This window comes from Shewanella sp. 10N.286.45.A1, assembly GCF_041470405.1.
GTDB lineage: Bacteria > Pseudomonadota > Gammaproteobacteria > Enterobacterales > Shewanellaceae > Shewanella.
Genome location: NZ_JBFRMK010000086.1, coordinates 1 through 19,986 on the forward strand (window position 1 = coordinate 1; position 19,986 = coordinate 19,986).

Here is a 19,986-nt window from a genome sequence, read left to right on the forward strand (position 1 = left end):
ACTCATAAGGGAGCAACCATTGTGTCATTACTCACTTTGAATTAGCCTGCCTTGAATTAGCGTGCCAAAAACGCTCTGAGTAGATCAACTTCTTATACTGATTGGTATAATGCCTGTTTCAACTCGATGTCAAATATATAAAACGTTTATGCTCGTTAGTTTTGATTTGTAAACAGTTAAAACTTATTTAGTGCTTAAACGATATATTATTAACTGATGTAGCCGCTAATTCACTATTTTCTGCTGAACGCGAGAGTGTGAATGAAATGTGTTAATTGTAAGAAAAGGTAAAACGTATTGAAGCTTGGTATTACCTAGGTAAACTACCCACAATTGAATAACGCAGTTTGTTAGGGAAGTCATGAAAAAAATAACAATAATTATACTAATTGCATTAGCTGCCGCCTTTGGTTATCAATATCTTAAAACTGATAATGTAACTAAAGCCAAAAAATCTAGGCCTACACCCAATGTTGTTGTAGCAAAAGCCGCTATTCAACCTATACGCGATGAAGTTGAGGCGTTAGGAACCAGTAAAGCTAACGAGTCGATTACCGTCACCCCCAAAGTATCAGAAGTGGTTACCAAGGTTAATTTCGACGACGGTGATTTAGTCGAAAAAGGGCGCTTGCTGGTGCAGTTACAAGATAGTGAGCAAAAAGCACGTGTTACCGTTGCCAAAGTAAAAGTTAAAGATCACCAACGAGAGTTGGATCGTATTCGCACGCTCGTTACCAGCCAAACGATTGCAGAGCTTGAAAGAGATAGATTGCAAACTCTTATCGATACTGCCAAAGCTGAACTAGTACAATCTCAATCAGCACTCAGTGATAGACGGATAAGCGCACCATTTTCGGGTGCGTTAGGTTTGCGTCAAGTGAGTGTCGGCGCGTTAGTGACTCCTGGTAAAGCAATTACTACTTTGGATGACATATCAGTAATCAAGTTGGATTTCTCTGTGCCAGAGCGCTTCTTGCAATCGTTAGCGATTGGCAAAACAGTAGAAGCAAGTGCTGTAGCTTTCGATGGTGAGATGTTCATTGGCAAAGTGACATCAATTGATAGCCGCATTAACCCGCAAACCCGCGCAGTTATTGTTCGTGCTGAGATCCCAAATCCAAAACATCGTTTACTTCCTGGTATGTTGATGAAGGTAAAACTTATCAAGCAAAGCCGAGAAGCGCTTATTTTGCCAGAATCCGCGATTATTCCCATACAAGATCGGCACTACGTTTACCTAGTAAATGAAGAAGGTGTGGTTGAGCAGAAACAGGTAACGCTTGGATTACGTAAACGTGGCTGGGTAGAAATTTTGGATGGTGTTGAACTCGATGAGCAAGTTGTGATCAGAGGGATCCTTAAGGTAAGACCTGGTGATGCGGTTAAAGTGACGTTTAGCGAAAGGTTTAGTTTTCTTAAACAAGCCAGTGTGGAGCCAGTAGCATGATCTTAACTGATATTTCGGTTAAGCGGCCGGTTTTCGCTTCGGTTATCAGTATCCTGTTAATCGTTTTTGGTCTTGTAGCATTTGAAAAGTTACCGCTACGAGAATACCCAAACATTGATCCCCCAGTAGTATCAATACAAACCAATTATCGCGGCGCAAGCGCTGCAGTAGTTGAAAGCCGTATTACTCAGCTTGTAGAAGACCGCATCAGTGGGGTGGAGGGGATAAAACATATTAGCTCCTCAAGCAGTGATGGTCGCTCCAATGTCACCCTTGAGTTTGATGTCGGTCGAGATATTGAGGCTGCAGCAAACGATGTTCGCGATAGGGTATCCGGGTTATTAAATAATCTTCCGGAAGAGGCCGAACCACCTGAAGTGCAAAAAGCCAACGGTGGTGATGAAGTGATTATGTGGCTAAACCTAGTCTCTGATCAGATGAACACTTTGCAGTTAACAGATTATGCTAGGCGTTACTTAGTTGATCGCTTTTCAGTGATTGACGGTGTGGCAAATATGCGACTCGGTGGCGGTAAAGTTTATGCCATGCGGGTGTGGATCGACAGACAAGCGTTAGCAGCACGTAACCTTACCGTGGCTGATATTGAAAATGCTCTGCGCTCCGAAAATGTCGAATTACCAGCGGGTAGTGTTGAATCAAAGGAACGGCATTTTACTGTAAGGCTTGAAAGGAGCTTTAGAACTTCAGATGATTTTGCCAATTTGGTACTGGCTGAAGGTGACGATGGATATCTTATTAAACTAGGCGATGTCGCTAAAGTTGAGATTGGTTCTGAAGAGGAGCGAATTACCTTTAGAGGTAACCGTGAGGCGATGATTGGTCTAGGTGTCTCTAAACAATCCACCGCCAACACCCTTGATGTTGCTAGAGCGGCTAATGAGCTGGTTGATCAAATTAATCCAACATTACCAGCAGGCATGGAGATTAAACGTTCATACGATAGCTCTGTATTTATTGAGGCATCAGTAAAAGAAGTTTACCAAACTCTGTTTATCGCAATGTTTTTGGTTATCGTAGTGATCTATCTTTTCTTAGGCAGTGTCCGGGCTATGTTGATCCCAGCATTAACGGTACCTGTCTCGTTAATGGCGACATTTATCGTACTCTATGCGTTAGGTTATACCATTAACTTACTGACACTTTTGGCAATGATTTTAGCCATCGGTATGGTAGTTGATGACGCCATTGTCGTGTTAGAAAATATTCACCGCCGTATAGAAGAGGGCGATTCACCGCTTAAAGCCGCATACTTGGGTGCCCGAGAAGTCGCGTTTGCGGTTGTCGCTACCACATTAGTACTAGTCGCGGTATTTATGCCGATAACCTTCCTAGAAGGCGACTTGGGTAAATTGTTTAAAGAGTTTGCCGTTGCCATGAGTGCAGCAGTCATCTTTTCGAGTATCGTTGCATTAACGCTAAGTCCTATGATGTGCTCTAAAGTGTTAAAGCCTGCTGGGCAATCAACTTGGTTAGTTAGAAAAATCGACAGCGGTATGGATAAACTGTCTGCGGGTTATCGAGCGTGGCTTCGAAAAGCAATGTCACATCCATTCTTGGTTTCATCGCTCATTCTTATCGCGTTGGTGAGCAGCGCTTTCCTTGCTAAAGAGGTGCCGCAAGAGTTTGCGCCAAGAGAGGATAGGGGATCGATGTTCCTTATCGTCAATGGCCCTCAAGGTGCGAGCTTCGAATACATCGAATCCTACATGGATGAGATTGAAAACAGGCTGATGCCGTTAGTTGAAGCCGGTGAGATTAAGCGATTACTTATTCGAGCACCACGTGGTTTTGGTCGTAGCTCAAACTTTTCTAACGGTATGGCGATTATTGTACTTGAAGATTGGGCGGTTAGACGCAGTGCATTTGAGATCATCGGCGATATACGCGGTCGGTTGTCAGATCTTGCTGGTGTACGAGCGTTCCCGGTGATGCGGCAAGCATTTGGTCGTGGAGTTGGTAAACCTGTACAGTTTGTATTAGGTGGCCCAAGTTATGATGAATTAGCCCGCTGGCGCGATACCATTCTTGAAAAGGCTAAAGAGAATCCAAATCTTGTTGGTTTAGATCATGACTACAAAGAGACAAAGCCACAATTGAGAGTGGTGATAGATAAAGACAGAGCATCTGATCTTGGCGTATCTATCTCTCATATTGGTCGAACGCTAGAGTCTATGTTGGGTTCTCGATTAGTGACAACATTTATGCGTGACGGTGAAGAGTACGACGTCATTATTGAAGGTAATCGAGAAAATCAAAATACCGCAACCGATCTCGAGAATATCTATGTGCGTTCAGATCGTTCTCAGGAGCTTATTCCATTATCTAACCTTGTTAGCGTGGAAGAGTTTGCCGATGCGAGTCAGTTAAATCGTTATAACCGCATGCGAGCCATTACCATTGAGGCGAACCTTGCTGATGGCTATAGCTTAGGTGAGGCGCTTGATTACCTCAATGATTTAACTCATGAGTATCTGCCCGCTGAGGCGATTGTCAGCTACAAAGGGCAATCACTCGATTACCAAGATTCAGGTAACTCGATGTACTTTGTATTTATCTTAGCGCTAGGTATCGTGTTCTTGGTATTAGCTGCCCAGTTTGAAAGCTATGTGCATCCGGTGGTGATAATGCTAACGGTGCCATTGGCAACGTTAGGCGCATTAATTGGTCTGTGGGCAACGGGTCAAAGTCTAAATATTTACAGCCAAATAGGGATAATCATGCTAGTTGGTCTAGCGGCCAAAAATGGTATTTTGATTGTTGAATTTGCTAACCAATTGCGCGATAAAGGCGTGGAGTTTAAAGATGCAATTATCCAAGCTTCAAGTCAGCGACTACGGCCAATTTTAATGACGGGTATCACAACCGCCGCGGGAGCAATCCCTTTGGTTATGGCCCAAGGCGCTGGTGCTGAAACACGCTTTGTGATTGGTGTAGTGGTGTTATCAGGCATTAGCTTAGCGACATTCTTTACCTTGTTTGTCATTCCAGTTGCCTACTCTTTACTGGCTAAGAATTCCGGTTCACCTGAATTGGTTGCCCAACAGCTTGAAAAAGAGCTAGCTGAGTGATGAGTATTGTCAGTAATAGTTAGCTAAGACGGGTCATAGACAACAAAAAAGGCGCTTTTAGCGCCTTTTTTATTGTCTACAAATCTGCAGGGTATTCAAACGAAACAATGATAAGTGAATGGCTATAGGCCGTCTTTATCCTTATGTTTGCCATCGCTCTCTTCATTATCTGCAGACTCAGGAGCTTTTGAACTGCGAGTTTTTTTCTGATCTTTACCAAATTGTGGCATTTTATACTTTGCACTGTATTTCAGTACCGCCAGGTTGCTGGCGATAACACCAATAACTAATAAAATGATGAGGCCAACTTCAAGATCAGACATAAACTTATCCTTAATTAATCAACAGCTAAACGAGATTCACAGATGCGAATATCTTCTGGTGTATCAACTTCAGGAGAATCGAAGGCGCTGATGGCGACTTTGATTTTATGACCATGCTCTAATGCACGTAGTTGCTCAAGTTTTTCAAGATCTTCTAGGCGGCCAAGTGGTAGCTTGGCAAATGTGTGCACAAACTTTCGTGTATAAGCGTAAACACCTAGATGCTTGTAAACTGGATAGTCATCGGTATCACGGCCAAAAGGGATGCGTGCACGAGAAAAATACAGTGCGTTGAACTCATTATCAAACACGAGTTTCACGTGTTTAGGATCGTTAAGCTCTTCCTCTTCGGTAATTTGAAAACCGAGGGTCGCCATTCCGAACTCACCAGGGTGGCGTTCAAAAAGGCTAATAATTTGTTCAATCGAAATAGGATCGATAAGCGGCTGATCACCCTGTAGATTGACCACTAAGTCATCTTCACCTAGACCTAGCTGGGTAATCGCATCTTCGATTCGGTCGGTACCTGATGCAGCTTCTGCACTTGTCATGACAACTTTTCCGCCAAACCCTTCAACGGCATCTTTGATGCGATCGTCATCGGTAGCGACGTAGATATCAGTCAACCCTTTTGCAAGCGATGCACGCTCGTAAACATGCTGGATCATCGGTTTGCCATTGATTGGAGCCAGTGGCTTACCAGGAAAACGGCTTGAACCGTATCGAGCAGGGATTAACAAGGTTACATTCATTCAATTTACCTAATAATAAAATTAATGGGCTCCTTTATAGAAGCCCATTTATCATCTAAAAGCGAGTTTAGATACGACGGAATAGCTTAGTTAGCATTTCGTCGGTGACTTTCTCTTCCCAACCTTCACCATAAACATTGTCCCATAGTGGGCCCATGCTCTTAGTCACGGCAACCATCTTAGCGATAGTTTCGTCAGGTAGGTCACGACAGATGTTCTTTGGAAGCACGATGTTGTGGGTTTCCATCATCTTACGGAACTCTGCAACGCCTTCTGGGTAGAACTCTTCAAGTACATCAAATGCTAAACAGTTACCAATACCATGATGGTAACCAAGTACGTAGCCTAAGCCGTAAGAAACAGCGTGACATGCACCAACTTGGCTATAAGCAATGCTCATTCCGCCCATGTAAGATGCCATCATCAACTTGTCATCTTTCTCTTCATGGTTATCGATAAAGACTTCACGACAAAGATCCATCGACTTTTCAGCGAAAGCTTTAGCAAATTCATTAAGGTAAGTACCTTCTAATGATTCAACACAGTGGATGTAGCAATCCATACCCGTGTAGAACCATTGGTCAGTCGGTACGCCAGCGATGAGTTCTGAGTCCATAATGATCTGGTCAAATACGGTGTAATCTGAGTTTAGACCTAGCTTACGAACTGGACCACATAGTACTGCAGTACGAGACGCTTCAGCACCGGTTCCCGATACCGTTGGGATCCCAATATGGTGAACGGCTGGATTTTTGATTAAGTCCCAACCTTGGTACTCGGCACTGCCACCTTCGTTGGTTAGCATCAAAGATACTGCTTTGGCCAAATCTAGAGTAGAACCACCACCAAGACCAATCACACTTACTGGTAGCTTAGTGCTAAACGCTTGTACTTGTTCAGTTAATGCATCAACTTGCTTAGTTGTTGGTTCATCGTCAACGTTAACGTAAACCACTAAATCGTGTGCTTTAGCTGGCACTCGTGCGCCGAGCGGTTTTTCTTGATGAACATCATCTACCAAGAAAACGACGAAATCATCTTCGCTGCTACGTTCTTCAGCAAGAACGGCATCTAATTGTGCGAAAGATCCACGTCCAAAAATCATTTTTGGTACACATTTGAAATTTTTAAAACTCATTACAACATTCTCCGTTGAGATTATTACTGTAAAAAGTGCCGCGGGTTCTTATAAATGAAGCCGCGGCATATAAAATGCGATTAAGCGAAAGCGCGCTTAATGTTTTCAATACGCTGGTTAATCTCTTCTTCAGTCCAAGAAAGTTTAATCAACATTGAGATAGTACGACTCATAATGGCATCAGACTTAGGTACTGATACTTGAGTATAGTCAGGTCTATCTTCGATTAATGTGATCGGCAAAGCTGCTGGCGACTTAAGCTCTTGGATATGCTTCCATTGATTTAGGTAATGCCAGTTGTTGATATACCAGTAGAAACAACCGTCAACGCCATTTTCAGCAAGTTTTTTGTTGATCTCAATAGTACGTGCTTCAGTTGGCATAAAGAAAGTGAGGAAGCCTGCAGAATCACCAGCAGGATCTGGAATTTCGCGGAATGTCACTTCTGGGATTGCTGCCATTGCATCTTTGATAACTTTTTTATTGGTACGTTGAATATCAATAATTTTATCAAGCTTACGTAGCTGAGCTAAACCCATAGCAGAGTTCATTTCAGAGATGCGGAAGTTCAAGCCCATGATAGGGTGACCCTCAGCGCCACGGTCGTTACCTACGTGGTCGTGGCCATGATCTGAGAACATGTGTGCATGGTTGTAGATAGTTTCGTTGTTGGTAATTACTGCTCCACCTTCACCACAAGTGATAGTTTTAACAGAATCAAAAGAGTAACAACCTACATCACCAATGGTACCAAGGGCCTGGCCTTTATAGCTGCCACCAATGGCTTGGCAAGCATCTTCTAGAATAATTAAGTTGTGCTTGGCACAAACGGCTTTAATTTCGTCCATCTTGGCCATAGAGCCACACATATGAACTAGATTAATTGCTTTAGTCTTTGGTGTTATAACCGCTTCAATGCCTTCTGGAGATAGACAAAGTGTTTCATCAATCTCTGCAAAAATTGGAACCGCACCGGCCATGAAAACTGCTTCTACAGAAGCGACAAATGTGAAAGGCGGTACAATAACCTCGTCGCCAGCACCGATGCCAGCTGCTGCCATTGCAGTTTGCAATGCTGCTGTGCCACTCGATACTAAATGTGCGTGCTTTGCGTTCATTTTTTCGCAAAGTAGCGCTTCCATTTCACGGGTCTTCCAACGATCATTACGCATATGATCGAAGTTATAACGGAATGTAAAACCATTCTCCATTACGTCTGCAACTTCCTGCTTCTCTTCAGGACCAAATAATTCAAAACCAGGCATGGAAATTTCCTTAGAATTTACTGCGCATAAAAGCGCTAAAAATAACTAATGGATTATAACTGCGATATGGGGGTAACTGCGAGATTTCTTGATGATTTTCTTCGGATATATATCAAATATCCCTTAAACAAGCGATTTTAACGCGATTGGTTTACGACAAAGCGGTCAATTGACAATAAAAAGTAAAATAAAAGGCTATCATTCAGGCAAGAATGATAGCCTCTTTAAAGCGTTAGTAGTGCTTATTTAGAAAGCTCGCTTTCTCTATTGATTGTGACATCTAAATCAGAAAGAAGCCCATTTTCAACACTGTAGATCCAGCCATGAATAGCAACATCTTGACCACTGTGCCAAGCTTCTTGCACGATAGTCGTGCTGCTAACATTAGCCACTTGTTCCATTACGTTAAGTTCGCACAGTCGATCAAACCGTGCTTCTTCGTCAAGCTTATCTAAATCTTGTTTGTGTAAGCGGTGAATATCTCGTAGATGGCCAAGCCAGTTGTCGATCAGGCCTAAGCGCTCAGTCCCCATAGAGGCTTTTACGCCACCGCAACCATAATGCCCAACGACCATAATATGTTTTACTTTAAGTACTTCGACTGCGTACTGCAGTACCGATAGACAGTTAAGATCGGTATGAATGACCATGTTAGCAATATTACGATGCACGAAAACTTCGCCAGGCATAAGATCGATGATCTGGTTAGACGGTACTCTACTGTCGGAGCAGCCAATCCATAAATATTCGGGGTTTTGCTGTTTAGCTAACTGCTCAAAGAATTTAGGGTTTTCTTCAAGAATACGTCCAGCCCAGCGTTTGTTGTTATCAAAAAGCGGTTTAAGTAATTTCATTCTGCTCTTATTTTCAGTCTGTTAACGAGAACATTGATGCGTTGCCAGCATAGCACTAATAACTTGCCATGCTGGTCTATTCAGTGGTGCTAATTGCTAAGTAACAGCATAGAACACAAACCTTAACTTATTGTTAAAATTTGACACCGCTTGGTAACAAGTGATCTTAGTCTGTTGCTATTAAAAACTGGCTAAGTTGTTGGTTAACAAATTCAGGCTGTTCAAGTGTTGAAATATGCCCGGCATCTGGAATGTGAACAAATATACTGCCGTCAATGATATCGTGCATGAGATAGCTTTCTAGCACAGAACGAGCTTTATCTTGCAAGCCCGCTAGGATTAAACAGGGAAGGGTAAGCTTATCAGCTTCCTCGGTTGTATCTCGTCTACCGAAAATCATTTTGCCCATTCGATAAATAGTATCTATCTGCTCATTATCAAGATTTGCTAAACGAGCATTAAATGACTCTACTAACTCCATCTTTGGTTGATCAGCAAAGAATAACGGTGCGATGGCTGAGCGCAGTGTAGCTGAGACAGCTTGCTCTTGCTTAATCACCTCTAGCATGGCGTAGTATTTATCACGAGTGATCTCTGGCTCATAACCGATAAAGCTGTTTAGCATAACCAAACGTTTAACTCGTGTTGGCGCCGCAAGGGCGAGTTCTGCGCCCCACATTGCACCTACAGATAGGCCGATAATTGAAAACTCCTCAATTTCTAAACTATCCATCAACGCCAGCATTTGAGTCGATATATCGCGAAGATTACGGTTTTTGGATGGCATTGCATCTGACAAACCATGACCCCATAGATCTGGCACAATACAGCGGTAGTGTTGACTCAATAACTCAATCTGCGGCGCCCACATTAGTGCGTCCCACAAGTAGCTATGACCAAACAAAAGGGTTGGTCCTTGACCAATATCAATAAAGCTTAATGTCTGATTATCGATAGTATATTGCTGTCTATGAGCGGCGAAATCTTGATTTTTCACGAGGTATTCTCTGTCAAATATGAATTTATTAGATACTAATTAATACAGTACTACTGTGGAGTTGGTGCGACTCGATAAACGTACTCTTGCACCAAACCTGCTAGATTATTGAGTAATGAATCTTTATGTAATACAGAAGAGTCTTGCAGTATTTTACGCAATTCCCGAGGGTCGAATTTGTCTACAAATTCTTTAGATACAGGGTAGTAGCTCAAGTGCCAAGGCTCAGCGCTTACACCGCTCAATCCATGCTGAAAAGGAAAGTAAAAGCCAAACTGCTCCGCATTGTTAACTAACCAAGTATAAAGTTGATGGCAGGGACCATTCAACGCGTATTCTTGCGGTATAAGTTGTAATTTGTCCTTTGATATAGCTTTGCCATCAAAAACATCGATATCAGTTCCCCAATGATGACGTGAAGTTCCAGGTAGCGCTGACCACAATAAGATTAGTGCTATTATTTGCTCGGGGCTTTTTTTATCAACGTCTACAGGCTTTGAGTCCGAATCGAGCAACACTCGTTTGCCGCTGGCTTTTGCATTCCAGATAAGCTGTTGCCTATCAAAGTCACGAAAAGCGGAACATATCGTTACGTTAATACCTTCTTTAGCGGCAGTAGTGCGCATTTTTTCAAATGCGACAGCGGTTTCACTTTCGAGTAGAAAGCCACAGTACTCAACTAAATGAGCACTGCTAAGTCCGTAAAGGTGAGGCGAGGTTACTCGCAAAGTAAGTTTTCCAAAATAGCTTCGTAGCATAGCGTAAGTTGTTCTAGATCAGACACTTTTACGCACTCATTGACCTTATGAATAGTGGCGTTAACAGGGCCCAATTCAAGTACATGTGCTCCGGTTGGTGCAATAAAGCGACCATCTGAAGTACCACCTGATGTTTGTGGATCTGTATCTAGTCCGGTCACTTTTTTAATTGCATCACGGGTCGCATCGAGTAATGGTCCATCACCCGTTAGAAACGGCAGGCCATTGAATATCCAGTTGATATCGTAATCTAGTCCATGGGCATCAAGGATATTAAGTACTCGCTCGATTAAGATCTCTGCAGTCACTTCGGTTGAATACCTAAAGTTGAACATTACTTCTAATGCACCAGGGATAACATTCGATGCGCCTGTTCCACCATTGATATTGGCTATTTGAAAGCTAGTCGGTGGGAAGAACTCATTGCCGTTATCCCACTTCATACGTGCTAATTCATCTAACGCAGGTGCAGCCTTATGTATTGGATTATCAGCTAGGTGAGGGTAGGCAACATGCCCCTGTATCCCTTTAACAGTCAAGTTGCCTGTTAAGCTACCACGACGACCATTTTTAACAATATCACCGAGTTTATGGGTAGATGACGGTTCACCGACAAGTGACCAAGTGATCTTTTCATTGCGAGCTTCTAAAGTGTCGATGACGCGCGTGGTTCCGTTAATAAACGGGCCCTCTTCATCGCTAGTAATGAGAAACGCGATTGAGCCTTTATGATCTGGATGTTTGTTTACAAATCGCTCTGTGGCGACAACCATCGCAGCAAGTGAGCCTTTCATATCTGCAGCGCCACGACCATGGAGGTAATCGTCAATGACTACGGGCTCAAAGGGAGGGGTATGCCAGCGATTTAGATCGCCAACGGGTACCACGTCAGTATGACCAGCGAAACAAAAAACGGGACTTTGTGTGCCTCTTCTTGCCCACATATTGGTGGTGTCTTCAAACACCATATCTTCAATATTGAAACCGGCATCTTTTAATCTATCAGCCATCAAAGTTTGACAGCCCTCATCCAGTGGCGTAACTGATGGACGAGAAATAAGGTCTTTAGCCAGTGCAAGTACAGGTGAATCGTTTAACTGGCTCATAGTTTGAACCACGCTTTATAATCTGCTTCTTTGAAGCCAACCATCACCTTGCCGTTATCGACTAGTACAGGGCGTTTTACTAAAGTCGGGTACAACACCATTAATGCGATGGCCTTTTTCTCGTTGATGTCGTTTTTCTCTGCATCAGTAAGGTTTCTAAAGCTAGTGCTACGTTTATTAAATAAGGTTTCCCAACCGATAATGGCAGACCATTCTTTTACTAACTCTTCGGTAAGTCCATCTTCACGAAAGTCGTGAAAATTAACGCTAAGATTATTCTGTTCAAGCCATTTGCGCGCTTTACGCACGGTATCGCAATTCTTAATGCCGAAAAGTGTCAAGGTGGGTACTCCATTATCTATTTTTGTGTTTTGCATTGTGGCATTGGTTTTATAAAGGCTCAAGATGAAATCGTGCCGTAATGCTGTTAATGAGGTTTATTCACGCCAATGTAAGTGTCATCTGGACTTTGGTTGCTTAAAGCTTACATGGTTGCAACATTAAGCCCAATGGGTTCCACTAGGCTATCCTGTATACCGCGCGAGAATTGAGCAGAGGCTAAAGAATTGCAGAAAAGATAACGTCTTTACCGGCTTCTAAGCTTCCCTGTTTCTTATCTAAACTTTGGATATCTTCCATATTGGCAATTAGCACTGGTGTTAATAGGCTATCAGCGTGTTCCTTTAAGTATTCAATATCAAACTCAAGAATGGGTTCTCCCATTTTCACTTCTTGTCCCTCTTCGGCTAGACGTTGAAAACCATTTCCTCGGAGCTCAACAGTACCAATACCAAAGTGAACGAATATCTCTAAACCTTGAGGTGACTCAATGCTGAAGGCATGGTTCGTCTCAAAGATTTTACCTATGGTTCCGTCAATGGGCGCAACAATATGCTTACCCGTTGGCGCTATGGCTAAGCCATCACCAACTATTTTTTCGGAAAATACCGCATCAGGTACTTTCTCGATAGCAACAATTTTGCCTGAAACGGGCGCGTATACATTTACACTTCCCGCGATGTCTGTTTGTCCGGAAACAAGACGTCTAATGCGGCTTAAAAATCCCATTCATTTGCCCCTTGGAATCATTATTATTTTCAAATTAGACTGCATTTATTATATCTCTATAAACTAAGACCTGTTAGATAAAGATTTAATTCTTCGATTCTTTTTAATTGGTGTGCCTGTTTTGCCATTTCTAAACAGGCTTGGAGTGACCTTGCCCTTATGGCAGATTTGACCTCAAGTAATGAAGCCAAGTTGACACTCAGTTCATCAATGCCCATTCCGACTAAAAGCGGCGCTACAATAGGATCACTGGCTAACTCACCACAAAGCGATACTTTAACGTTGTGTTGTTTCGCACTATCAATTGTCATTTGTATCAAGGTTAATATGGCAGGCGATAGTGATGGGTAATCTCTTGTCAGCTGAGGGTTGGTTCTGTCTGCTGCCATTGCATATTGGGTCAAATCATTGGTACCTATACTTATAAAGTCAAGTCTTGGTAGCATGGATTCAAGGTTTATCACCGCAGCGGGAGTCTCAACCACTATGCCATAGCTTAGTTGACCAAAGCCTTTTTCTTGTTCATTTAAGCTGACTTTACACTGCTCTATTAGGTCGAAAAGGGTATCTAACTCCTCCACTTGATTGAGCATAGGGAACATCAATCTAATTGGCCCATGGTTCGCAGCACGCAAAATAGCCTTTAACTGAGTCATTAATATTTCTGGATGGGCAAAGGTGTAGCGTATACCTCTCACGCCTAGCGCGGGGTTGTCCTCGCAAGCGGGGTTTAAACAAGGGAGTTCTTTATCCGCACCGACATCGAGCGTGCGAATGGTAAAAGGCTTGCCATCCATTAGGTGCAGCGCATCACAGTAAAAATGATACTGAACTTTTTCTTGGGGAATGGTAGTGGTGTTCATTAACATAAACTCTGTTCTGAACAAACCAATCCCTTCAGCACCAACATCGGTAAGGTGGCTAATTTCATTCAAGCTACCGACATTGGCAAGTAGCCCGACACTATGGCCATCAAGCGTTTGTGTCGGTAGATCTTTAAGCAATAGGAGCTGTTGCTTATGTGCCTCATCTTGTAGACGAAGCTCGGTTAATTTTTTTAAAGTTTCGGCGCTGGGTTTAAGGTGAAGTTCGCCATCGATGGCATTAAGGACGACTTCATCGCCATTATGGATCTGGGCTCGAGTGAATTGACAACTTAGCAGCGCGGGCAGACCTGCACTGCGTGCCAAAATGGCGGTATGGCTTGTAAGCCCGCCGGTATTGAGCACTAATCCTGCGATGTGCTCTAGCGGTAACATGGCAAATTCTGCAGGGGTTAGATCATGCGCTAGTATAACTGTGGGCTGAGTTAATCGGCTCAGATCTAGGTGCTGTGCGCCACTGAGTCTTGCAATCAAGCGGCTGCCAAGGCATAACACATCTTGGGCTCGGTTAGCGAGGTAGGGGTCGTCGAGTTGCTCAAGTTCAGATGCTTGTAGCGCAAAAACCCTTTCTATCGCAACAGCTGCATTGATCTGTAGTTGCTCAACTTCTGCTAACACCAGTTCCAACAGAGACTCATCATCTAAAAAGAGTATGTCCGCTTCTATTAGATCATAGTGGTCAGAACCAACTTCAAGTTTTGCTAAACCCTCTTCTAAATGGCACTTTTGCTTACTAAAAGCCTGTGTAAGTTTTCTTTGCTCATCGGCAATTTGAGCTGTTGGTAGCCTACGGTAGTCAATTTTTTCATGATGCAGGTTTAAATGTAGGGCCTGTCCAAATGCAACTCCTGAAGAAACAACAATACCTTTAATAGACATGACGTAGCCTTTAACTTAGAGTAATCAGTAATTCGGAAACTTCTTCAACAGCCTGTTCTGCTTGCTCGCCTTCTGCAATCACCTTCACTTCAATACCATAGTAGAGTCCAAGGGTTTGCAGTTTAAATAAACTTTTTGCACTGGCTTGTTTACCATTACATTCAACTAAAATATCACAATCGAATGATTTAGCTTTTTTTACCAAAAGTGCTGCTGGGCGAGTGTGTATGCCGTGTTTGGCGGTAATTGTGACTGTTTTCTGATACATATATTTTCTCTATCTAGCGCAAAACGAGTGGCTAAGTCATCACCGTAACTATCCTTGATGATTGATTATCTGATAGTTCTTTTTTTTGAGTGCTTTAGTGGCATCGGCAAGTGTTTCTTTTTTTACCAAAATATAATCAGTATCAAAAGTAGAAATCGCAAAGATTGATATTTTTTGCTCTGCAAGTGCACCAGATACACTCGATAAAATACCTGTCATAGAAAAACCTAAAGGCCCGAGCACTTCTAAGCAACTCCAGCCATGTTCTTGTTCTAAGCTGTCTATTTCGAAAGTGGAATCAACGACAACCGACAACTCTTCCCGTGTCTTACCAATAAAATAGATCTCTTGCTGGAATATGCTGCTTGGCACGATAGCGTCAGGAGCTAGGCTATGGATTGTAAAAAGCTGCGGATGAACAGCTAATGTCATACGTGCCATAAATTCAATTCCGTTTAGATAAGTTTTCCAGATTGAATTTAGCTTAACATAGTTTGAGAAATGAAAAAGGGGCAAATAATGCCCCAAATAGTCTGTGGGTAAAGTGTTTAGCTTACCTTGAATTGACCGAGTGTTTTTGCTGAGCTCTGGCTGATAGATTGCAAAGACACAGCTGCATGATGGTTACTTTCATTTGCTTTAACCGAGACTTCTGTTAATTCGGTGATACTACAAATGTTTCGGTTAATCTCTTCGGTAACTAAAGATTGTTCCTCAGTCGCACTGGCTAATTGGGTGTTCATGTCACTAATATGTGCGATTAAGGCTAAGATTTCTCCCAGAGAGTCACCCACACCTTTGGCTTGAGTTTGTACCTGCTCAGATTGTTGTTGGGTACGCTCATTACTTGAGACGACCGAGCCCACACCTGATTGGATTTCGGTTATGATCTTCTGTATTTCATTGGTTGAATCTTGAGTACGATTAGCAAGCGCTCTAACTTCATCGGCTACAACAGCAAAACCACGGCCATGAGCTCCTGCTCGGGCAGCTTCAATTGCTGCGTTAAGAGCAAGCAGGTTCGTTTGGTCGGCTATGCCTCTAATGACATCCAATATACTGCCAATCTGCTTTGATGAACTGCCGAGGTCATGGGTGATCTGCTCTGATGTTTTTAGCTCTTCTACTAAACGCTGGGTATTGTCTAGAGTACTACCCATTTTTTCCATGCTTAGTTGTGCTTGCTGTTTGACACTGTTTGCTGCATCGGCTGCTTGACTGGTGTTCGTAGCCATTTCGTGGGTGGTTGATAACATCTCATTGATTGCCGTGGCGACACTGCTGGTCTCTTGATGCAAATGATCAACGCTGCTGTTTGATTCTTGTACTGCATTGAGTAAGCGATTAGCGTCATCATCAAGGCTTTTACCTAACGGTTGCAATTGGGCGACGGTATCTGCAATTTTGATGACAAACAGGTTAAATGCTTCAGCAAGCTCGGCAACCTCATCTTTACCTTTGGTAGGTAATCTCTTGGTTAAATCGCCTTCACCCTGTGCGATATCTTTCATCGCTGCAATAGCATCTTTTAGTGGCGCGGTAATAGAGAGGTTTAGCATCAGAAAGAAACAGAAAATAGGAATAGAAATCATCAGCATAATGATTAAGTAATCTATCGCCATAGAGTACATTACCGTGCTAATCGCGCTTTTATAGCTACCCGTAATCAGTGTCCAATTCCAAGCAGGGTAATATCTTGCTTCTACTAGTTTACTTTCTAACTGCCTAGTTTGAGGGTTAGTGAAGTTAACCTCTCCCTGTGCACTACCGGCAGACGAAGCCTTTGCTACCAGCTCGGAAAGTGTACTGTCATTGCCCGATTGATTGATGCTGGCGATGTTTCTGCCGATTGCTTGATTATTGCCACCATGAGCCAAAATAGTATTGTTGTTATCGGTTAGAATGAAAAAACCATCGTTACCAAAATTGATTTGGTTCACCAAACTTGCTGATTCGACTTTTGCTTCGGCTTCAGAAATTTTGCCATTAATGACTTGCTGTCTATGGGCCTCAATAATGCTGACTACAGTATTAAGTTGCGCATCATTCTGTTCCAGCTTTTGTGTCACAAGGTTGTTATATTGTTCATTGACTGAAAAACTGGCAAAAACAACTGTGCCAATCGCAGCAAGCATAAGCATTAAAATTAGTCGCTGAAGGATGGTGAGTTGTCTTAATATGGCTGTCATGATGGCGAAGCTCTATTAGTGAAATAGTAGGCTAAATGTACCGTGTATTTTGTCTAAAAAGAACAGCTAAGGTTATGTTTATTTTTAAAATGTTAACTATATCGTTTCTTATACTTTTATTCATTCGCAGTGGCTTAATTAGGATTAATGCGAGGTAGGGTTGACTCACGACCTTTTATTTGAAGTTTAATGTTCTAAAGGTAGTGAGATTAACGAATAGGATCGGCTAAAGACTGTACCGCTTAGCAATAATTCTCGACTTTAGCTATGTTTTTGCTTTGTTTTGTTAAAGGTTTGCGGCACTATGAAAAGATTACAATAAGAAGGTTTTCATTATGCTAACAACGCAAGATTCTGTCACCACTGATGACATACTACGTAAGCTTTGTATATCAGTCTCTCACGTACTTTCTAGTACCACAAACAGCCAGATCACCCATGCTGGAATGGTGCAGTCAATTACACGTACTTGTTTAAAGCCTGATTTAGGTTGTTTTTCAATTTTTGACGGTGGCTTTTCCGGCTTAGTCGTTATCAACTTTTCTGCTCCAGCCGCGATAGAGATCTATCGAGAGTATATGCTTAATATGGGCATGCCTGAGTCAGAATTGGCGTTCTCGCACACCTCTGACGAAGTCGGCAATGTGATGGGTGAGTTGATGAACCAAATGCTAGGGGATTTCATCAATAAAATCAGTAAAGAATTACAAACGTCAATTAGTCAAAGCCAGCCAAAAATGTTGACTATTAATAAAGAACTAACTATTTCGGTTGATACTAACCTTGATGAAGCGGTAGCGAGAAGGGTTTCTTTTAAAACGCAAAACAATCATATTTTTTATCTTGAATTTGCGATGGATAAAACAGAGTTTATTAAGTTAACAGATTTCGATGCGGACGAAGACTTTGATCTCGATGATCTGTTGGCAGAACATGGTCAAGGCGCTAGCCCTAAAAAAGTAAAGCCCAGCACAACCTCTAATGAAGCACAAATGAGTAGTGCAGACGATCTGTTTGATGAGTTAGGCATATAGGCCGATAGGCTATATCAATGAGAGTGAAGTAAGTAACGCTATAAAAACTACCTAAAACTATAATAAAGGTTTGAAAAAATCATGGTTACAAAAGCAACATCCATTGATATAGCTTACAAAGCAGGAGTGTCACAATCTACAGTCTCTAGAGCCTTAAGAGACAGTCCGTTGGTGAATTTGGAAACCCGCCAACGTATTCAAGCGATTGCTAAAGAGCTTAATTATAAAGTTGATAAAAATGCCAGTAACTTGCGGATGCAAAATAGTCAGACGCTTGCGTTGTTACTTTGTGAGGACCCTACCAACGACGATTCGCTGATCAATCCGTTCTTTTTATCTATGCTTGGCTCAATCACTAGAGCTTCTGCACAAAAGGGCTATGATCTGCTGGTTTCTTTTCAACAGTTAAGCAGTGATTGGCATGCTGATTATGAGGACAGTAATAAAGCCGATGGTATTATTTTACTCGGCTATGGCGATTTCGTTGACTACGAGAGAAAGCTTGCAAAATTATTAGAGCAAAATACTCACTTTGTTATTTGGGGGGCAGAACACAATCATAAATCGGTATTAACCATTGGTTGTGATAACCATCAAGGTGGCGTAACAGCCACAGAACACCTCTTAGCGAAAGGGCATAACAACATTGCCTTTATTGGCGATTCATCTAGTCATAGCCCTGAGTTTCGTGACCGTTACTTAGGTCACCTAAGCGCACTGAAAAAAGCTGGGATTAAAGTAAATAACGCCATACAGTTTGCAGCCATAAGTACAGAAACGTCGGGATTTGATGCGACCAATAGCTTACTGAATAGTGGTGAAGACTTTGACGCTATTTTTGCCGCTAGCGATCTTATTGCAATTGGCGCCATAAGGGCACTTAACGCTAAAGGGTTAGCTGTTCCCGAAGATGTTGCTGTAATGGGCTATGACGATATTCCAGTGGCTAGTTTTGCTAATCCGCCATTAACGACGATTAAGCAAAATACTATGCTGGCGGGTGAAATTCTGGTTGAGAGTGTACTTAAACTGATTAACGGTGAAGAGGTATCACCGCAGCTGATCCCGACTAACTTAGTGGTGCGTCAGTCGGCATAGCAACTTTTTAGCTGCCGAGCGATAAAACATGTCATGCTCGGCTAAAGGCGTTAGTTGCTGTAATTAGACAGAAATCTAAAGATGTTGGCTTTACTCTGCTTTGTTATCGTTTGCATCAATCTAAACTCCGCATTTTCAATACAATGATCTTGCTTAAGATCATCTAACATTGCTAACCATAAATCGGCTGTCATCTCTGAATCGGCTAACGCTCTATGAAAAACACCATCATGTTTAATCTGCTTGTAACTGATTAAACTACCAAGTTTATGGTTTGGGGCTTCTTGATATAGCCTTCTAGCAATCAACATCGAGCAAGCAAACTGACCGTTATAACCACGTCCAATTGCATTCAGCTCGGCATCTAAGAATCGTTGGTCGAAAGATGCATTATGGGCAACCATATTATAGTCAGCGATAAAGTCAGCAAACTGATCCATGACTTCATCACAAGGAGCTGCACTGCTTAGCATTTGGTTGCTAATCCCGGTGTAACTCTCGATAAAGCCACTAACACGAAAGCCTGGATTCATTAGCTCTTGAAAACGTTCAACTACAATGCCGTTTCGTAATTTCACTGCACCAATTTCTATGGCTCGATCACCTTGGTTTGGTGATAGACCAGTAGTTTCAAAATCGAGCACAATGACCGTACTTGCATCTAAAGCGATATCGTTTTGAAGATTTGTCGAATGGGGTGAAGCAAAAGAGTGTGCCAATGTGCAGTTCTTACCAGTAGAGTTTGCGCATATTGTAGAGCGACATTGGTGGGAGTCAATTTAAATGTAACGCAAATTGAATGTTCAGCAACTTGCCAATTTATGATCTTGCCCAAAT

The 19,986-nt window shown here is 42.4% G+C and carries 19 protein-coding genes; 4 read left to right on the top strand and 15 right to left on the bottom strand.

Going from position 1 to position 19,986, the window contains the following annotated elements; translation table 11 throughout:
* Positions 1-361: 361 nt before the first annotated feature.
* On the top strand, positions 362-1,447 hold the full coding sequence (locus AB4238_RS07635) for an efflux RND transporter periplasmic adaptor subunit (RefSeq protein WP_372032616.1): 1,086 nt from the start codon (positions 362-364) through the stop codon (positions 1,445-1,447).
* The gene (locus AB4238_RS07640; RefSeq protein ID WP_372032618.1) at positions 1,444-4,536 is read left to right on the top strand and encodes an efflux RND transporter permease subunit; all 3,093 of its coding nucleotides are present in this window, start codon (positions 1,444-1,446) and stop codon (positions 4,534-4,536) included. Before AB4238_RS07635 ends, AB4238_RS07640 begins: the two co-directional genes overlap by 4 nt.
* A gap of 122 nt (positions 4,537-4,658) precedes the next feature.
* Here the strand turns inward: AB4238_RS07640 and AB4238_RS07645 are convergent, their stop codons facing one another.
* From AB4238_RS07645 to AB4238_RS07710, 14 genes are all read right to left on the bottom strand, one after another.
* Positions 4,659-4,859 (bottom strand): DUF2897 family protein, encoded by a 201-nt coding sequence (locus AB4238_RS07645; RefSeq protein WP_372032620.1) that lies wholly within the window; start codon positions 4,857-4,859, stop codon positions 4,659-4,661.
* 14 nt (positions 4,860-4,873) lie between these two features.
* The gene (gene kdsB, locus AB4238_RS07650) at positions 4,874-5,611 is read right to left on the bottom strand and encodes an 8-amino-3,8-dideoxy-manno-octulosonate cytidylyltransferase KdsB (protein ID WP_372032621.1); all 738 of its coding nucleotides are present in this window, start codon (positions 5,609-5,611) and stop codon (positions 4,874-4,876) included.
* 67 nt (positions 5,612-5,678) lie between these two features.
* Complete coding sequence (gene kdnB, locus AB4238_RS07655; protein WP_372032623.1) at positions 5,679-6,749, bottom strand: 3-deoxy-alpha-D-manno-octulosonate 8-oxidase KdnB; 1,071 nt, start codon at positions 6,747-6,749, stop codon at positions 5,679-5,681.
* Positions 6,750-6,829: 80 nt separating this feature from the next.
* On the bottom strand, positions 6,830-8,014 hold the full coding sequence (gene kdnA, locus AB4238_RS07660; protein ID WP_372032624.1) for an 8-amino-3,8-dideoxy-alpha-D-manno-octulosonate transaminase KdnA: 1,185 nt from the start codon (positions 8,012-8,014) through the stop codon (positions 6,830-6,832).
* A gap of 242 nt (positions 8,015-8,256) precedes the next feature.
* A complete protein-coding gene (gene can / locus AB4238_RS07665) occupies positions 8,257-8,868 on the bottom strand; it encodes a carbonate dehydratase (RefSeq protein ID WP_372032626.1) in 612 nt (203 codons plus the stop codon).
* A gap of 166 nt (positions 8,869-9,034) precedes the next feature.
* Positions 9,035-9,865 carry an alpha/beta fold hydrolase gene (locus AB4238_RS07670; RefSeq protein WP_372032627.1) on the bottom strand — a complete coding sequence of 277 codons (831 nt, stop codon included), beginning with the start codon at positions 9,863-9,865 and terminating at the stop codon, positions 9,035-9,037.
* A 50-nt stretch (positions 9,866-9,915) separates the two neighbouring features.
* The gene (locus AB4238_RS07675; RefSeq protein ID WP_372032628.1) at positions 9,916-10,593 is read right to left on the bottom strand and encodes a M15 family metallopeptidase; all 678 of its coding nucleotides are present in this window, start codon (positions 10,591-10,593) and stop codon (positions 9,916-9,918) included.
* Positions 10,584-11,729, bottom strand: a complete 1,146-nt coding sequence (gene dapE / locus AB4238_RS07680; protein WP_372032630.1) for a succinyl-diaminopimelate desuccinylase — start codon at positions 11,727-11,729, stop codon at positions 10,584-10,586. The genes AB4238_RS07675 and dapE overlap by 10 nt, the downstream gene beginning before the upstream one ends.
* Positions 11,726-12,070, bottom strand: coding sequence for an ArsC family reductase (locus AB4238_RS07685; RefSeq protein WP_372032631.1), 345 nt, complete (start codon positions 12,068-12,070; stop codon positions 11,726-11,728). Before AB4238_RS07685 ends, dapE begins: the two co-directional genes overlap by 4 nt.
* A gap of 217 nt (positions 12,071-12,287) precedes the next feature.
* On the bottom strand, positions 12,288-12,797 hold the full coding sequence (gene crr / locus AB4238_RS07690) for a PTS glucose transporter subunit IIA (RefSeq protein WP_372032633.1): 510 nt from the start codon (positions 12,795-12,797) through the stop codon (positions 12,288-12,290).
* A gap of 56 nt (positions 12,798-12,853) precedes the next feature.
* Positions 12,854-14,560 (bottom strand): phosphoenolpyruvate--protein phosphotransferase, encoded by a 1,707-nt coding sequence (ptsP, locus tag AB4238_RS07695; RefSeq protein ID WP_372032634.1) that lies wholly within the window; start codon positions 14,558-14,560, stop codon positions 12,854-12,856.
* Between the two features lie 10 nt (positions 14,561-14,570).
* Complete coding sequence (locus AB4238_RS07700; protein WP_372032635.1) at positions 14,571-14,828, bottom strand: HPr family phosphocarrier protein; 258 nt, start codon at positions 14,826-14,828, stop codon at positions 14,571-14,573.
* A gap of 48 nt (positions 14,829-14,876) precedes the next feature.
* Positions 14,877-15,269: an ACT domain-containing protein gene (locus tag AB4238_RS07705; RefSeq protein WP_372032636.1), complete on the bottom strand. Its 393-nt coding sequence runs from the start codon at positions 15,267-15,269 to the stop codon at positions 14,877-14,879.
* 107 nt (positions 15,270-15,376) lie between these two features.
* Entirely contained in the window at positions 15,377-17,017 is a 1,641-nt protein-coding gene (locus AB4238_RS07710; RefSeq protein ID WP_372032637.1) for a methyl-accepting chemotaxis protein, read from the bottom strand.
* A gap of 335 nt (positions 17,018-17,352) precedes the next feature.
* Here AB4238_RS07710 and AB4238_RS07715 point away from each other — a divergent pair, with 335 nt between their 5' ends.
* Entirely contained in the window at positions 17,353-18,051 is a 699-nt protein-coding gene (locus AB4238_RS07715; RefSeq protein WP_372032638.1) for a DUF3334 family protein, read from the top strand.
* An 81-nt stretch (positions 18,052-18,132) separates the two neighbouring features.
* On the top strand, positions 18,133-19,149 hold the full coding sequence (locus AB4238_RS07720) for a LacI family DNA-binding transcriptional regulator (protein WP_372032640.1): 1,017 nt from the start codon (positions 18,133-18,135) through the stop codon (positions 19,147-19,149).
* Between the two features lie 50 nt (positions 19,150-19,199).
* On the opposite strand, the gene AB4238_RS07725 is transcribed toward AB4238_RS07720, so the two are convergent.
* The gene (locus tag AB4238_RS07725; protein ID WP_372032641.1) at positions 19,200-19,868 is read right to left on the bottom strand and encodes a PolC-type DNA polymerase III; all 669 of its coding nucleotides are present in this window, start codon (positions 19,866-19,868) and stop codon (positions 19,200-19,202) included.
* Positions 19,869-19,986 lie beyond the last annotated feature (118 nt).

Coding starts and splice junctions, on each gene's coding strand:
- AB4238_RS07635 (WP_372032616.1), top strand. CDS start 362: ATGAAAAAAATAACAATAATTATACTAATTGCATTAGCTGCCGCCTTT.
- AB4238_RS07640 (WP_372032618.1), top strand. CDS start 1,444: ATGATCTTAACTGATATTTCGGTTAAGCGGCCGGTTTTCGCTTCGGTT.
- AB4238_RS07645 (WP_372032620.1), bottom strand. CDS start 4,859: ATGTCTGATCTTGAAGTTGGCCTCATCATTTTATTAGTTATTGGTGTT.
- kdsB (WP_372032621.1), bottom strand. CDS start 5,611: ATGAATGTAACCTTGTTAATCCCTGCTCGATACGGTTCAAGCCGTTTT.
- kdnB (WP_372032623.1), bottom strand. CDS start 6,749: ATGAGTTTTAAAAATTTCAAATGTGTACCAAAAATGATTTTTGGACGT.
- kdnA (WP_372032624.1), bottom strand. CDS start 8,014: ATGCCTGGTTTTGAATTATTTGGTCCTGAAGAGAAGCAGGAAGTTGCA.
- can (WP_372032626.1), bottom strand. CDS start 8,868: ATGAAATTACTTAAACCGCTTTTTGATAACAACAAACGCTGGGCTGGA.
- dapE (WP_372032630.1), bottom strand. CDS start 11,729: ATGAGCCAGTTAAACGATTCACCTGTACTTGCACTGGCTAAAGACCTT.
- crr (WP_372032633.1), bottom strand. CDS start 12,797: ATGGGATTTTTAAGCCGCATTAGACGTCTTGTTTCCGGACAAACAGAC.
- ptsP (WP_372032634.1), bottom strand. CDS start 14,560: ATGTCTATTAAAGGTATTGTTGTTTCTTCAGGAGTTGCATTTGGACAG.
- AB4238_RS07700 (WP_372032635.1), bottom strand. CDS start 14,828: ATGTATCAGAAAACAGTCACAATTACCGCCAAACACGGCATACACACT.
- AB4238_RS07705 (WP_372032636.1), bottom strand. CDS start 15,269: ATGGCACGTATGACATTAGCTGTTCATCCGCAGCTTTTTACAATCCAT.
- AB4238_RS07710 (WP_372032637.1), bottom strand. CDS start 17,017: ATGACAGCCATATTAAGACAACTCACCATCCTTCAGCGACTAATTTTA.
- AB4238_RS07715 (WP_372032638.1), top strand. CDS start 17,353: ATGCTAACAACGCAAGATTCTGTCACCACTGATGACATACTACGTAAG.
- AB4238_RS07720 (WP_372032640.1), top strand. CDS start 18,133: ATGGTTACAAAAGCAACATCCATTGATATAGCTTACAAAGCAGGAGTG.